Origin of the sequence: Nitratireductor luteus (assembly GCF_026162365.1) — a bacterium.
Taxonomy (GTDB): Bacteria; Pseudomonadota; Alphaproteobacteria; order Rhizobiales; family Rhizobiaceae; genus Chelativorans; species Chelativorans luteus.
The window spans coordinates 1-13,068 of record NZ_JAOANW010000002.1; the positions used below are offsets into that span (position 1 = coordinate 1).

A 13,068-nucleotide genomic window follows, 5' to 3' on the forward strand; every position below is an offset into this window, starting at 1 on the left:
CAACCGTGCTGGGGATGATCCACCAGGAACAACCGTCATATGGCGCGGCTTCTCTCGCCTTGCCGACCTTGTCATAGGTTTCCAAACCCCAAAGCTAAGCCCAACCCAACTTATGGGTAAGTGAAAGCTGTACACAACGCTTACCGAGCTCATACCGTAGCGTCCGCACGGTGAATCGCAATTGCATAATGGCGATATCCACAACCTATGGGAGCATCAGGCAGCTTCGCGGGCCTGATAGTCCTTGATGGCGGTGAAGGTGATGGCCTTCCAGCGGTCGGCCTCGTATTTCAGGCCGAACTCGTGCTGGGCGAGGAAGACGGGATCGTCGTCGAGGTCGCGGGCGATATCGCCTCTATGGGCGGTGATGAAGCGGTCCACCTCGCCTTTTAGGTCCGACGATATCCAGCGGCAGACGGAAAAGCGCGCCATCTCGAAATCGACAGGCAGGGCATATTCGTTCTTGAGGCGCTCCTTGAGCACGTCGAGCTGCAGCGCGCCGACCACGCCGACGATGGCGGGGGAGCCGTCTTCGGGCGTGAAGAGCTGGACGACGCCCTCCTCCGCCATCTGCTGGAGCGCTTCCTTCAGCTTCTTGGCCTTCATTGCGTCGCCGAGCCGGACGCGGCGCAGGATTTCCGGCGCGAAGTTCGGCACTCCGCGGAACAGGAGCTCCTCGCCTTCTGTCAGCGTGTCGCCGATCCTCAGCGTTCCATGATTGGGGATGCCCACCACATCGCCGGCAAAGGCCTCGTCGGCGGTGATGCGGCTCTTGGCGAAGAAGAATTGCGGCGCCGACAGGCTGATGGGCTTGCCGGTGCGCACCAGCTTGGCCTTCATGCCGCGCTCCAGCCGGCCCGAACAGACGCGCACGAAGGCGATGCGGTCGCGATGGTTGGGGTCCATATTGGCCTGGATCTTGAACACGAAGGAGGTCATCTTCGGCTCCGTCGCCTCCACGCGGCGCGAATCAGCCTCCTGGGCGCGGGGCGGCGGGCCATAGGCGCCCAGCGCCTCGATCAGATCGCGCACCCCGTAGTTCCTGAGCGCCGAGCCGAAATAGACCGGCGTCAGATGGCCTTCGCGAAAGGCCTGCAGGTCGAACGGGCGGCAGGCTTCCTGCGCCAGCGTCATCTCTTCGACCAGCATGTCGCGCTCGTGCTCGGGCAAAAGGCCGGCCACGGCGTCCGATTGCGGACCGTTGACCGCGAGAGGCTCGACATCGCCATCGGACCTGCGCATGGTGGAATTGGCGAGGTTGTAGGTGCCGGAAAAGCTCTTGCCCCGGCCGATAGGCCAGGTGACGGGCGCCGTGTCGAGCGCCAGCTTCTGCTCGATCTCGTCGAGGATGTCGAAGGGATCGCGGCTTTCCCGATCCATCTTGTTGACGAATGTGACGATGGGAATGTCGCGCAGGCGGCAAACCTCGAAGAGTTTGAGGGTGCGCGGCTCGATGCCCTTGGCCGCGTCGATGACCATGATGGCACTGTCGACGGCGGTCAGCGTGCGGTAGGTATCGTCGGCGAAGTCCTCGTGGCCGGGCGTATCCAGAAGATTGAAGACGTGGTCGCCATATTCGAAGGTCATGACCGAGGTGACAACGGAGATGCCGCGCTCGCGCTCGATATTCATCCAGTCCGAGCGCGTCTGGACCCTATTCTTCTTGGCCTTGACCTCGCCGGCCAACTGAATGGCGCCACCGAAAAGAAGCAGCTTTTCGGTGAGCGTCGTCTTGCCCGCGTCGGGGTGCGAAATGATCGCGAAGGTGCGGCGGCGCGCCACCGCATCGGCGAGTTTCTCGGCCATGTCCTGAAATCCCTTTGTCGGCCGGGCTCTTACCAGCCGGGGCCGCCGCTGTCGAATGGAATTCGGCTTAGATATGGGGAGGCTGAGGCCGGATTCCAGCCGGGCTTGACCTTTTCATTAGTTTACACTAATGATTAGCAATGGCTAATGATATTGCACCGCTGACGGCACTTGCCGACCCTACCCGCCGGGCCGTCTTCGAACTGGTTGCGGAGCGGCCGCGCTCGGTGGCGGAGATCACACGGGCACTGCCGGTGACCCAGTCGGCGGTCTCGCAGCATCTGAAGGTGCTGAGAGAGGTGCAGCTTGTCCGCGCGACGCCCAAGGGCGCCAGCAACATCTACCATGTCGATCCCGACGGGCTGGCGCGCCTTCGCGCCGAACTCGACCGTTTCTGGAGCAAGACCCTGGCGGCCTACAAGGCGGCCGTCGAGCAACCACCGGAGGAAGAGCGATGAGCACCCATGCAGCAGACACGTCAGTGAAACAGTCCATCGTGGTCGAGGCGCCGATCGAGCGCGCATTCAGGGTCTTCACCGAGGAGTTCGGCAGCTTCAAGCCACGCGAGCACAACATGCTTGCCGTTCCGATCGCCGAGACGGTGTTCGAGCCCCGGGTCGGCGGCCACATCTATGACCGCGGCACCGACGGCAGCGAGTGCCGCTGGGCGCGCGTGCTGGCCTACGAGCCGCCCCATCGGGTGCTGCTGAGCTGGGACATCTCACCGCGGTGGCAGATCGAGACCGACCCCGACAAGGCGAGCGAGTGGGAGGTGCGGTTCACCGCCGAGGCGGAAAACCGGACCCGCGTCGAGATCGAGCACCGCAAGCTGGAACGCCACGGCGACGGCTGGGAAGGCATGCGCGACGGTGTCGCCGGGGATGGAGGCTGGCCGCTCTACCTGCAGCGTTTCGCCAACCTGCTGGCCCGCCGGGACTGACGGCTGCATATCGGTCGCGGGATTCAGGTGAGTTGGCGCGTGCCCTCACCCCGTCCTTCGACAGGCTCAGGATGAGGGTGAGGGCAAGGTGACGCCGGTGCAGCCCACAGGGTTCAGGGCGAGGGTGGCGGCAAGGCGACGCCGGTGCAGCACGGGGCGCCGGAGTGGAGGCGCAGCCGCCAGCCCTCATGGTGAGCTTGTCGAACCACGAGGGCGGGATGCCACCCGCAACCCGATCCGGCTTCAATTCATCAAGTTCCGCTGAAAGGCGTTGAAAAGAGCCCTGGCGGAAGACGGCGGAATTGACGCCCGCCGCCTCTCGCGCCAGATAGGGGCATGGCCAATACGCTTTCCTCCATGCCGGTCATCGGCCCCACCCTCGGCTTCGTGCGCCTGCCGCATGCGGAGGGCATCGCCCTGCCCTCCTATGAGAGCGAGGGCGCGGCGGGCATGGATCTGCGCGCGGCCGTACCGGAGGATCGCCAGATCATCCTCCTGCCGGGGCGGCGGGCGCTGGTTCCAACCGGGTTCATAGCGGAGATTCCGCAAGGCTTCGAAGGCCAGGTGCGGCCGCGCTCGGGGCTGGCGCTCAAGCACGGGATCACCTGTCTCAATACGCCCGGCACCATCGACTGGGACTATCGCGGCGAACTGCAGGTGCTGCTCGTAAACCACGGCGACGCGGATTTTGCGATAACGCGCGGCATGCGCATCGCCCAGCTCATCATTGCTTCCGTGACGCGGGTGACGACCGAGGAGCGCAGCCATGCAGAAGAGACGGCGCGCGGTGCGGGCGGCTTCGGCTCCACCGGAACGGTCTGAGGCCGGGGCAATCGTCATGCGCGTGGTGCCGCCTTCTTGACAAGGCGCGCTTGCCGTCTCCCTCTATACGTCATCTGGTTGCCAGCAGAGAGACACTGTCATGTCGGACCCCGATTTTCGCGCACTGCATCACGGCGATACCGCTTTCATCATCCCCAACCCATGGGATATCGGCACGGCCAAGCTGTTGGCCGAGCTCGGCTTCAAGGCGCTGGCGACGACCAGTGCCGGCTATGCCTTCTCGCGCGGCCTGCCGGATGGCGGCGTGGGCTTCGAGGCGATGATCGAACACTGCCGGGAAATCGTGGGGGCGACACCCCTGCCGGTTTCCGCCGATCTGGAAAAGGGCAAGGGAGACAGTGGCGACAGCGCCGCCGAAACCATTTTCGCGGCCGATGCAGCCGGTCTGGCCGGCTGCTCCATCGAGGATGCGACGGGGGATCCCGATAACCCCATCTACGATTTTTCGCAGGCAGTGGAGCGGGTGGCCGCGGCGGCGGAGGCGGCGCGGGCGCTCAAGCGCGACTTCGTGTTCACGGCGCGGGCGGAGAACTTCCTCTGGGGCCGGCCCGACCTCGACGACACGATTGCCCGGCTCAAGGCCTTCGAGGAAGCTGGCGCCGACGTGCTGTATGCGCCCGGTTTGAGCGACATTGAGCAGGTGCGCGAGATCTGCGCCGCGGTCTCCAAGCCGGTCAACGTGCTGGCGGTGGACGGCTTTTCCGTTGCCAGCCTTTCCGAGGCGGGGGCAAAACGCATTTCGCTCGGCTCGAAGCTCACCAACCTGGCCTTCGGCGCGGTCGAGCGGGCGGTGAACGAGATGCGGGAGACCGGCACCTTCACCTTCTCGCGCGACATCATGCCTTACGGCCGACTTCAGAAGATGTTCGGCGAAAGTTGAAACGGGGCCAATTGCCATTTCCCCATCGCCGTCATCGGGCTATGGTGCGCCTCCCGCCTGCGCCTGGCGCAAAATCCCTGTAGGCATCGTAGAGCAGATTGCCTAGATTTTGCTTCCTTTGCGCTACCACTGGCGCGGGCACAAACAAATCGGAGGAGCTCATGTTCGGGTTGAAACGGAATCTTGTAACGGCTGGCGCGCTGGCGCTCAGTGTGGGCCTTGGCGGCGCTACCACGAGCGCCCAGGAATTCATCAACGTGCTCACAGGCGGCACATCGGGCGTCTACTATCCGCTGGGCGTCGCGCTTTCCAAGATCTATGGCGACAATATCGAAGGCGCGCGCACCCAGGTGCAGTCGACCAAGGCTTCGGTAGAGAATCTGAACCTGTTGCAGCAGGGACGCGGCGAGATCGCCTTCGCGCTGGGCGATTCGGTGAAATCGGCATGGGAAGGCGATGAAGAGGCAGGCTTTCCCCAGAAGCTGGACAAGTTGCGCGGCATCGCCGCCATCTACCCGAACTACATCCAGATCGTGGCTTCCGAAGAGTCCGGCATAAAGAATTTCGAGGATCTGAAGGGCAAGGGCCTTTCCGTGGGGGCGCCCAAGTCCGGAACCGAGCTGAACGCTCGGCGCATCTTCGATGCGATGGGCATGAGCTATGACGATCTTTCCAAAACCGAGTACCTGCCATTCGGCGAATCCGTAGAGCTCATCAAGAACCGCCAGCTCGACGCGACGCTGCAGTCCGCCGGCCTTGGCGTTTCCTCCATCAAGGATCTGGCGATCTCCCTGCCGGTGACCATCGTTTCGGTGCCGGAAAGCGTGGCCGAAACGCTGGGCGCGCCCTTCGTCGCCGCCACCATTCCCGCCGGGACATATGAAGGCCAGAGTGAAGACGTGCCGACGCTGGCCATCACCAATATCCTCGTCACGCATGAGGACGTCTCGGAGGAAACGGCCTATCAGATGACCAAGCAGCTCTTCGAGAATCTCGACGACATGGTCGCCGCCCACGCGGCCGCGAAGGCGATCTCGCTCGAAAACGGCCCCAAGGGCGTGCCGCTGCCGCTGCATCCAGGCGCCGAGCGCTACTACAAGGAAAAGGGGCTGATGTAACATCAGCTTTGCGCGGAATGGGGGCGGGCGAGCCCCCTTTCTTGCAATACTAAAGGGCGTTGGCCCTTGAGTATTCCAGTTGTGATTTACCGCCGCGCAGGGCGCGGCGGGAAACGCAACTGGAGCAGCCAGCCTTCGACCAAGCCCAAGAAGCAACAAGAACGGGGAACGCCGTGAGCGACGCGACACCTACTGCCCAGCCGGGTGCGGACCTGCAGGACCCTACACACGGGGATTTCCACGACAGCGCCGAAGGCCGGCTTCTGATGTGGATCGCAGTCGTATTCTCGCTTTTCCAGATCGCGACCGCCGCCCACATCATCAGCCTGCCGAGCCAGATCATGCGCGGCTTCCATGTCGGCTTCCTGATGCTGCTCGTGTTTCCGCTGGTGGCCATGGCGCGCGATGCCGGACCAGGGAAAAAGGCCTTGGCATGGGTGTTCGCGTTGGCCGGCGTCGCGGTCGCGCTTTACCAGTTCGTGGAGTATGAGCCGCTGCTTCTGCGGGCGGGAGATCCCCTTTTCCGCGACATAGTGTTCGGCGTGATCGCGCTTACGACCGTCTTCACCGCCGCCTACATTTTGATGGGGCCGGCGCTGCCGATCATATCCGGCATCTTCCTGGCCTACTGCCTTCTCGGCCAGTATCTGCCCGCCCCGCTCGACCATCGCGGCTATGACTTTTCGCAGGTCATCGACCACATGGCTTATGGCACGGAGGGCATTTACGGCATCCCCGTCTATGTCTCCGCCACCTATATCTTCCTGTTCATCCTGTTCGGCTCGTTCCTCGAGCGGGCGGGCATGATCAAGCTGTTCACCGACGTCTCGCTCGGCCTGGTCGGCCATGCGCGCGGCGGCGCGGCCAAGGTGTCGGTCATCTCGTCCGGGCTGATGGGCACGATCTCCGGATCGGGCGTGGCCAATGTAGTGACGACCGGCCAGTTCACCATTCCGCTGATGAAGCGCTTCGGCTATCGCGCCGCCTTTGCCGGCGGCGTCGAATCCACCGCCTCCATGGGCGGGCAGATCATGCCGCCGGTGATGGGCGCGGTCGCCTTCATCATGGCGGAGACGCTGGGCATCGAATATTACGAGGTGGTGAAGGCGGCGATCATTCCCGCCGTGCTCTATTTCGCCTCCGCCTTCTGGATGGTGCATCTGGAAGCCGGCAAGCACGGCCTGCACGGCCTGCCGAAATCGGAACTGCCGTCAGCCGTCAAGGCGCTCAGGGAGCGGTGGTATCTGATCCTGCCGCTGGCTGTGCTCGTCTACCTTCTCTTCACCGGCTATACACCGCTTTTCGCCGGGACGATCGGGCTTTCGATGACGGTGCTGCTGATCCTCGGAGGATCGGTCGCGCTGGGCCTGCCCAGCCAGGTGCTGCGGGTGATCTTCTGGATCGGCCTCGGCCTCGTGGCGGCGAGCTTCTTCCGGTTCGGCATCAATATCGTGCTGATAGCGGCCCTTCTGCTGATCGTCGCCAACATCTTCGTCGAAGGCGGGCGCAAGACGCTCGACGTCTGCCGCGCCTCGCTTGCCGAGGGCGCGAAGACGGCGCTGCCGGTGGGTGTCGCCTGCGCCATCGTCGGCATCATCATCGGCACCATGACGCTGACAGGAGCGGCCAACACGTTCGGCCAGTTCATCGTGTCGGTGGGCGAGACCAGCCTGTTCCTGTCGCTGGTGCTCACCATGATCACCTGCATCATCCTGGGCATGGGTATCCCGACCATTCCCAACTACATCATCACATCGTCGATCGCCGGACCGGCGCTGCTGGCGCTGGGCGTGCCGCTGATCGTCAGCCACATGTTCGTCTTCTATTTCGGCATTCTTGCCGACCTGACGCCGCCGGTGGCGCTGGCCTGCTTCGCGGCCGGCCCCATCGCCAGGGAAAGCGGGCTGAAGATCTCGATGGAAGCGATCAAGATCGCCGCCGCGGGCTTTGTCATCCCCTTCATGGCGGTCTATACGCCGGCGCTGATGCTGCAGGATGGCGGCCCCCTGGCCGAGGCATGGGGCTATTATACCGCTGTCGCCTACATCATCTTCAAGGCCGGCCTTGCCATCGCCCTTTGGGGCGGAGCGGTGATCGGATACCTGTCGCGGCCGCTGGCGGCCTGGGAACGGCTGCTCGCGACGGCGGCGGCCTTCACGCTGATAGCCGCCCTGCCGACGACGGATGAGATCGGCTTCGGGCTCGCAGCGATCTTCTTTGCCGTCCTCTATTTCATCAAGGGTAGCGCCCGGGGTCCGGCCGATACGGACAAGCAGGGCGCTGCCGAATGAGCCTTTGCCTTATGGTCGCCGGGAAGCCCTTCGTCATAGCCACGACGATGTTCACCTTGTCCTGGACGCACTCGGTGGAAAAGGTCGAATGGCAGGAGCGCTGGGCGGTGGATTCCGCAGGCCTGAGGCTGGTGGAAGCGCGCATCCAGGGCTCCGGCGCAGGGATGGAGCCCCCGTCCGATGCCAAGCTGATCGATGGCTGGTGGGTCTACAGGCCTTCCTTGCCGCCGCAAAAGCAGCTGGTGCTGGCGGCATCCGGAAAAACAGAAGATGGGTGGAAGCTGTGCGCCGACGGGGAGGACCAATGCAGGACGCTGGGCGCCGGTGGCGGCGAGCCGGTCGTGCTCAAATCCTGCCGCTAGGTCGGTTCACCGTTTCACAGAAACGTCGAACTAATCTAACTATTTGACTTTACGCAATGCCGGACGAAAAACCGGTTTCCACGTTTCCTGGAATTGCTCTGGGGTCGCCGTGCGTCCATTCGGCGCACCAAGGGCGCTCTATCTTGTTGTTTTTTTCGCATTATGCGGACGTCAGGCGATTTCACCTGGCTGCAAAATGCTATGGAGCGCGCGTCCAGCGACGTTACGCGTGGGCGGAATTATCGCCGTTTTCGCGCCGTGCGCAGGCCGGTCCCGGTCCACGCATATAGTGGCGTTCGGGATGATAGCGCGGCAGGAAAGCCTCCTGCATAGCATTGACGCATCGCACAATAAGCTTGACCAAACCCATGGTCCCCGTGTCCTTGTCCTTCGCACCCTCCACCTTCTCACCCTAGCAACGCAGGGGTGAATGCTCTGTGAACGGCATCACATATCGCAGTGCAAAAAACACCCGTCCGTGGCGGAAAATGGGAATAATCCGGGCATCGCCGCGGCGAGCGGACGACTTTCCTGCGACTGTGGCCGAAACAGCACAGCGCCGGGCGCAAAAAATTCTCGAGAGAGGCATTTTCCCAGGGAACAGTAACCCGTTCCGCCGGTTGGGCGAAAACAGGCGGGGAGAGCCCTTTCCGCCGCACAATGCCCAACAACGAGGTGAAGTCATGGGACTCTTTTCCAAAGACATCAAAACCATGGACGATCTGTTCGTCCACACGCTGCGTGACATCTACTATGCCGAAAAGCAGATCCTCAAGGCGCTGCCGAAGATGATCGACAAGGCGACGTCCACCGAGTTGAAGAACGGTTTCGAGAAGCACCGGAAGGAAACCGAAGACCATATCTCAAATGTGGAAGAGGTCTTCCGCATGCACGGGACCGAAGCCAAGGGCGTCGACTGCCCGGCCATCGACGGCATCATCCAGGAGGCCGAAGAAGTGGCAGGCGAGGTCGAGGACAAGCAGGTGCTGGACGCCGCGCTCATCGCCGCCGCACAGGCAGTGGAACACTACGAGATGACCCGCTACGGAACGTTGATCACGTGGGCGCAGCAACTGGGTCGGAACGACTGCGCCGACGTGCTGAAGCGCAATCTGACTCAGGAAAAGGCAACAGACGAGAAGCTGACCCAACTCGCCAAGAACCGTATCAACGTCGCAGCAGCCGAGTAACAGACTCCCATGCCGTTGACACCGCCCGCCGGCTCCGGCCGCGGGCGGGTATCATTCCTTCCGCACCATCTCATCGAACGCCCGGCGGCCGGGCGGCGTGAACCGGAGCACGCGGCTGCCGGCCTCGCGACGCACCCAATGGAGCGCGACCATGCGCTCGAGCATCGCCGCGCCTAGCGAACCCGCCAGATGTGTGCGTCGCACGCTCCAGTCGAGACAGGTGCGGCAGAGCGGCCGGCGGCCTTTCCGGAGCGCCGGGAGTTCTATCCCGAATTCCGCGAAATAGCGTTCGCCATCGGCGGTGAGCTCGATCTTCTCACCCATCGTCGCGAGGTATCCGCGCCGCACGAAACCATCGAACATGGCGACACCGTACTCGCCCGCGAGGTGGTCGTAGCAGATCCGCGCTTCCCGCATCGCCCCGTCGCGGGGGCCGGGCAGCACGCGCTTCGGCCCGAAGATCGCCGCAACGCCCATGATGCTTTCCAGCATCGAAGCAACGCGGCTGTCCGTCAGCCGGTAGTAGCGATGACGGCCCTGGCGGGTTACCGCGATGAGACCGCCTTCCGTCAACTTCGACAAATGTGAGCTGGCGGTGGGCAGGCCGACGCCTGCCTCCATAGCGAGCTCGCTCGCCGTGAGCGCTGCTCCGCCCATCAGTGCCGCAAGCATGTTGGCGCGCGCCGGATCGCCGACGAGGCTGCCGATCTGCGCGAGATCCGTTCCTGCCTTCATGGTTTGACCATAATCGAACTATCTTCGTTCCACCAGGGCTATGTTGCTGCACCAGAAGGAGAACGGCGATGCAGCACACGGCCCGCAACCCAATTTTGGCACTTCCCGCGCGCCTTCGGGTCGGTGCGGTGCGCGTCGTCGCGTGCTTGACCCGCATGGCCGACCGGCGGCGACAGCGCCTGCACCTGGCCGAGCTGGACGACCACCAGCTGGCCGATATCGGCCTGACGCGATGCGACGTCGAGCGCGAATGCGCCAAGCCGTTCTGGCGCACGGACGACCGATGATAGATGCCCGGATTCGCCAGATGCTTCGATGCAGAACGAAGTGTCGGCGCTCACGTCTCGTCGTCGAAGGCAGGGATGGATACGCCGGCAAGCTCCGCCGCCGTCAGCCGGGCAGCGCTGGCGCGGGCGAAACGGAGCATCATCGCCTTTCGGGTCGCCGCGGCCAGCCGGTGCTCCGGCGCCTCGCGCAGAACCTCGGCGCCATAGCCGTCCGACAGGATGAACCCGCATTCGGAGGGGAATATTTCCTGTGGCACCTCGGGGTGCGAGGCAAAGAACAGGCGGTCGGAATGAAAACGGTATTCCGGCCATTTGCGATCGACCCGAAAATCCTCGATCGACGATTTGATCTCAATGATCCAGATATCGCCCTTGCGGGTGAGCGCCACGAGGTCGGCGCGGCGGCCGGTGGCGAGCGTCAGCTCCGGCATCACTACGGCGCCCATCTCCAGGAGAAGGCGCTGCACGCCGCGGCGGATGACGAGAGCCCGCTCGGACTGGCGACCGTCGGCCAGCGGGTTGATGGGGATGGGCGACACAATCGGCATGGGACGATCTTGCCAGTATCCGCCCCATCAGGGAAGCGGGAGCGAACTCACTGCTGACAGTCCGTCACGTCAAACGGCAGGCGCAGCGGCCATGTCATCCAGGATCGGGCATTCGGGCCGGTCGTCTCCGTGACAGGCCGCGATGAGATGGAGCAGAGTGGCGCGCATGGATTCCAGCTCGCGTATCTTGGCCTCGACAGCCTCGACATGGGTAACGGCGATCTTCCGCACGTCATGGCTCGCGCGTGACCTGTCGGTGTAGAGAGCCAGGAGCTGGCGGCAATCGTCTATGGCAAAGCCGAGACTGCGCGCGCGCCTGAGAAAAGCGAGACGGTGCATGTCCTCGGGCGAGTACCGCCGATAGCCGTTCCCGGCGCGGTCTGGCCTGACGAGGCCGATATCCTCGTAATAGCGAATCGTCTTGGCCGAGAGCCCGGAACGGGCGGCGACGTCTCCTACGTTCATGTTTGAACTCCCTTCAGGCCGGCTTGCTTGTTAATTGGTGCCGGTGTTGCCAATATGCCATAGGTTGCAGCCAAGAACTTACCCCAACATAAGCCAACGCAAAGACGACTTGGCAAAACGTTAACGCTCACTTTAAGAGTATTGGCGAAAATGTGGCCGATTCCAGAGTCGCTTCAGCAACTCGAGCGGCCGGGGGACAGGAAATTCTCATGAACTTGAAGCCATTTCTCATTGCAGCAGCCCTGGGACTTTCCGCCGCGCTGGCGGGCTGTGCCAGCATGGGTCCCGCGCGCATTTTCTCGTCGGACTACGGAGCGGTGAAGGATGCGGGCTACCAGCTCCCCTCCATCCCGATCTCCCAGGTGCCCCGGCAGTATCACCGCCAGATCGTCCCCTTCGAGACCAAGGAGAAGCCGGGGACCATCATCGTAGATACGCGCGAGAAGTTTCTCTATTTCGTAATGGAAGATGGCAAGGCCATGCGCTACGGCATTGGCGTCGGGCGCGAGGGCTTCGAGTGGGCGGGCACCGCACGCATCGCCATGAAGCGTGAATGGCCGACATGGACGCCGCCCCGGGCAATGATCGGCCGCCAGCCGGAACTTGCCAAATGGGCCCAGGGCATGCCGCCCGGTATTTCCAACCCGCTCGGCGCGCGCGCGCTCTATCTTTTCAACAAGGGCGGGGATACGGGCTACCGTCTGCATGGGACGCCGGAATGGAAATCCATCGGCCGGGCCATGTCTTCCGGATGCATACGCCTGATCAACCAGGATATAATTGATCTTTACAATCGGGCAGAAGTTGGTGCAAAAGTAATCGTGAAGCGGTAAGAACCGTCTCGGTAACACTGGCGGGCCTTCGCACGGGCTGCCAAGAATAAACCGGACCTGAAAAGGTCCGGTTTCTTTTTATCTGCATTCAAGACCGGGCGGCCGGGCCGAATGGGATGCGGCCCATCAACAGACCGGACTCAAGCGACCTGCTCGACCTCGCGCACTTCCGGCACGAAATGATGCAGCAGGTTCTGGATGCCGTGCTTGAGCGTGGCGGTCGAGGACGGGCAGCCGGCGCAGGCGCCCTTCATGTGCAGGAACACGATTCCCTTTTCATAACCGCGGAAGGTGATGTCGCCGCCATCCTGGGCGACGGCCGGGCGCACGCGCGTTTCCAGAAGCTCCTTGATGGTGGCGACAATCTCCTCGTCGGCCGTGTCGTAGAACTCCTCGCCATCGGCTTTCGACGAGCTGGTCTCGGTGCCCGACATGACCGGCTGGCCGGACATGAAATGCTCCATGATCGTGCCGAGAATCGCCGGCTTCAGGTGCTGCCAGTCGCCGTCCGCCTTGGTAACGGTGACAAAATCATAGCCGAAGAAAACGCCGGTGACGCCGGGAACGTCGAAAAGGCGACCGGCGAGCGGCGACGAAGCGCGGGCCTGCTCGGCATCGCGGAAGTCGGCGGTGCCCGCCTCCATGACCACCCGCCCAGGCAAAAACTTGAGCGTGGCGGGATTGGGGGTAGCTTCGGTCTGGATAAACATGGGCGGCGCTCCGCATCGCACTTCTTTGGAATAATTCTAAAATAGGCCGAATGACCGGCC

The 13,068-nt window shown here is 63.1% G+C and carries 15 protein-coding genes; 10 read left to right on the forward strand and 5 right to left on the reverse strand.

The window, feature by feature from the left end:
* Positions 1–216 precede the first annotated feature (216 nt).
* The gene (locus N1058_RS02525; RefSeq protein ID WP_265515924.1) at positions 217–1,806 is read right to left on the reverse strand and encodes a peptide chain release factor 3; all 1,590 of its coding nucleotides are present in this window, start codon (positions 1,804–1,806) and stop codon (positions 217–219) included.
* Positions 1,807–1,946: 140 nt separating this feature from the next.
* On the opposite strand from N1058_RS02525, the gene N1058_RS02530 reads away from it, so the two are divergent.
* The 8 genes from N1058_RS02530 (at position 1,947) to N1058_RS02565 (ending at position 9,430) form a co-directional block, all read left to right on the forward strand.
* Positions 1,947–2,264, forward strand: coding sequence for an ArsR/SmtB family transcription factor (locus N1058_RS02530; RefSeq protein ID WP_265515925.1), 318 nt, complete (start codon positions 1,947–1,949; stop codon positions 2,262–2,264).
* Positions 2,261–2,746, forward strand: a complete 486-nt coding sequence (locus N1058_RS02535) for an SRPBCC family protein (protein WP_265515926.1) — start codon at positions 2,261–2,263, stop codon at positions 2,744–2,746. The genes N1058_RS02530 and N1058_RS02535 overlap by 4 nt, the downstream gene beginning before the upstream one ends.
* 336 nt (positions 2,747–3,082) lie before the next feature.
* Complete coding sequence (dut, locus tag N1058_RS02540; RefSeq protein ID WP_265515927.1) at positions 3,083–3,568, forward strand: dUTP diphosphatase; 486 nt, start codon at positions 3,083–3,085, stop codon at positions 3,566–3,568.
* 100 nt (positions 3,569–3,668) lie between these two features.
* Positions 3,669–4,469 carry an isocitrate lyase/PEP mutase family protein gene (locus N1058_RS02545; RefSeq protein ID WP_265515928.1) on the forward strand — a complete coding sequence of 267 codons (801 nt, stop codon included), beginning with the start codon at positions 3,669–3,671 and terminating at the stop codon, positions 4,467–4,469.
* Positions 4,470–4,630: 161 nt separating this feature from the next.
* Complete coding sequence (locus tag N1058_RS02550; RefSeq protein ID WP_265515929.1) at positions 4,631–5,587, forward strand: TAXI family TRAP transporter solute-binding subunit; 957 nt, start codon at positions 4,631–4,633, stop codon at positions 5,585–5,587.
* A 266-nt stretch (positions 5,588–5,853) separates the two neighbouring features.
* Positions 5,854–7,878 carry a TRAP transporter permease gene (locus tag N1058_RS02555; RefSeq protein ID WP_265516347.1) on the forward strand — a complete coding sequence of 675 codons (2,025 nt, stop codon included), beginning with the start codon at positions 5,854–5,856 and terminating at the stop codon, positions 7,876–7,878.
* Entirely contained in the window at positions 7,875–8,240 is a 366-nt protein-coding gene (locus N1058_RS02560; RefSeq protein ID WP_265515930.1) for a DUF1850 domain-containing protein, read from the forward strand. The genes N1058_RS02555 and N1058_RS02560 overlap by 4 nt, the downstream gene beginning before the upstream one ends.
* Before the next feature lie 683 nt (positions 8,241–8,923).
* Positions 8,924–9,430 carry a YciE/YciF ferroxidase family protein gene (locus tag N1058_RS02565; protein ID WP_265515931.1) on the forward strand — a complete coding sequence of 169 codons (507 nt, stop codon included), beginning with the start codon at positions 8,924–8,926 and terminating at the stop codon, positions 9,428–9,430.
* A 51-nt stretch (positions 9,431–9,481) separates the two neighbouring features.
* Here the strand turns inward: N1058_RS02565 and N1058_RS02570 are convergent, their stop codons facing one another.
* A complete protein-coding gene (locus N1058_RS02570) occupies positions 9,482–10,165 on the reverse strand; it encodes an ArsR/SmtB family transcription factor (RefSeq protein WP_265515932.1) in 684 nt (227 codons plus the stop codon).
* A gap of 68 nt (positions 10,166–10,233) precedes the next feature.
* Here N1058_RS02570 and N1058_RS02575 point away from each other — a divergent pair, with 68 nt between their 5' ends.
* A complete protein-coding gene (locus N1058_RS02575; protein WP_265515933.1) occupies positions 10,234–10,452 on the forward strand; it encodes a DUF1127 domain-containing protein in 219 nt (72 codons plus the stop codon).
* 50 nt (positions 10,453–10,502) lie between these two features.
* Here N1058_RS02575 and N1058_RS02580 read toward each other — a convergent pair whose 3' ends face one another.
* Together N1058_RS02580 and cueR are read right to left on the reverse strand one after the other, a co-directional pair.
* Entirely contained in the window at positions 10,503–11,000 is a 498-nt protein-coding gene (locus tag N1058_RS02580; RefSeq protein ID WP_265515934.1) for an MmcB family DNA repair protein, read from the reverse strand.
* A gap of 69 nt (positions 11,001–11,069) precedes the next feature.
* Positions 11,070–11,465 (reverse strand): Cu(I)-responsive transcriptional regulator, encoded by a 396-nt coding sequence (cueR, locus tag N1058_RS02585; RefSeq protein ID WP_265515935.1) that lies wholly within the window; start codon positions 11,463–11,465, stop codon positions 11,070–11,072.
* Positions 11,466–11,674: 209 nt separating this feature from the next.
* On the opposite strand from cueR, the gene N1058_RS02590 reads away from it, so the two are divergent.
* On the forward strand, positions 11,675–12,298 hold the full coding sequence (locus tag N1058_RS02590) for a L,D-transpeptidase (RefSeq protein WP_265515936.1): 624 nt from the start codon (positions 11,675–11,677) through the stop codon (positions 12,296–12,298).
* Between the two features lie 140 nt (positions 12,299–12,438).
* On the opposite strand, the gene N1058_RS02595 is transcribed toward N1058_RS02590, so the two are convergent.
* Positions 12,439–13,008, reverse strand: a complete 570-nt coding sequence (locus tag N1058_RS02595; protein WP_265515937.1) for a NifU family protein — start codon at positions 13,006–13,008, stop codon at positions 12,439–12,441.
* Between the last annotated feature and the right edge of the window lie 60 nt (positions 13,009–13,068).

Excerpts from the sequence above, each read along its gene's own strand:
- N1058_RS02525 (WP_265515924.1), bottom strand. The coding sequence starts at position 1,806 with ATGGCCGAGAAACTCGCCGATGCGGTGGCGCGCCGCCGCACCTTCGCG.
- N1058_RS02530 (WP_265515925.1), top strand. The coding sequence starts at position 1,947 with ATGGCTAATGATATTGCACCGCTGACGGCACTTGCCGACCCTACCCGC.
- N1058_RS02535 (WP_265515926.1), top strand. The coding sequence starts at position 2,261 with ATGAGCACCCATGCAGCAGACACGTCAGTGAAACAGTCCATCGTGGTC.
- dut (WP_265515927.1), top strand. The coding sequence starts at position 3,083 with ATGGCCAATACGCTTTCCTCCATGCCGGTCATCGGCCCCACCCTCGGC.
- N1058_RS02545 (WP_265515928.1), top strand. The coding sequence starts at position 3,669 with ATGTCGGACCCCGATTTTCGCGCACTGCATCACGGCGATACCGCTTTC.
- N1058_RS02550 (WP_265515929.1), top strand. The coding sequence starts at position 4,631 with ATGTTCGGGTTGAAACGGAATCTTGTAACGGCTGGCGCGCTGGCGCTC.
- N1058_RS02555 (WP_265516347.1), top strand. The coding sequence starts at position 5,854 with ATGTGGATCGCAGTCGTATTCTCGCTTTTCCAGATCGCGACCGCCGCC.
- N1058_RS02560 (WP_265515930.1), top strand. The coding sequence starts at position 7,875 with ATGAGCCTTTGCCTTATGGTCGCCGGGAAGCCCTTCGTCATAGCCACG.
- N1058_RS02565 (WP_265515931.1), top strand. The coding sequence starts at position 8,924 with ATGGGACTCTTTTCCAAAGACATCAAAACCATGGACGATCTGTTCGTC.
- N1058_RS02570 (WP_265515932.1), bottom strand. The coding sequence starts at position 10,165 with ATGAAGGCAGGAACGGATCTCGCGCAGATCGGCAGCCTCGTCGGCGAT.
- N1058_RS02575 (WP_265515933.1), top strand. The coding sequence starts at position 10,234 with ATGCAGCACACGGCCCGCAACCCAATTTTGGCACTTCCCGCGCGCCTT.
- N1058_RS02580 (WP_265515934.1), bottom strand. The coding sequence starts at position 11,000 with ATGCCGATTGTGTCGCCCATCCCCATCAACCCGCTGGCCGACGGTCGC.
- cueR (WP_265515935.1), bottom strand. The coding sequence starts at position 11,465 with ATGAACGTAGGAGACGTCGCCGCCCGTTCCGGGCTCTCGGCCAAGACG.
- N1058_RS02590 (WP_265515936.1), top strand. The coding sequence starts at position 11,675 with ATGAACTTGAAGCCATTTCTCATTGCAGCAGCCCTGGGACTTTCCGCC.
- N1058_RS02595 (WP_265515937.1), bottom strand. The coding sequence starts at position 13,008 with ATGTTTATCCAGACCGAAGCTACCCCCAATCCCGCCACGCTCAAGTTT.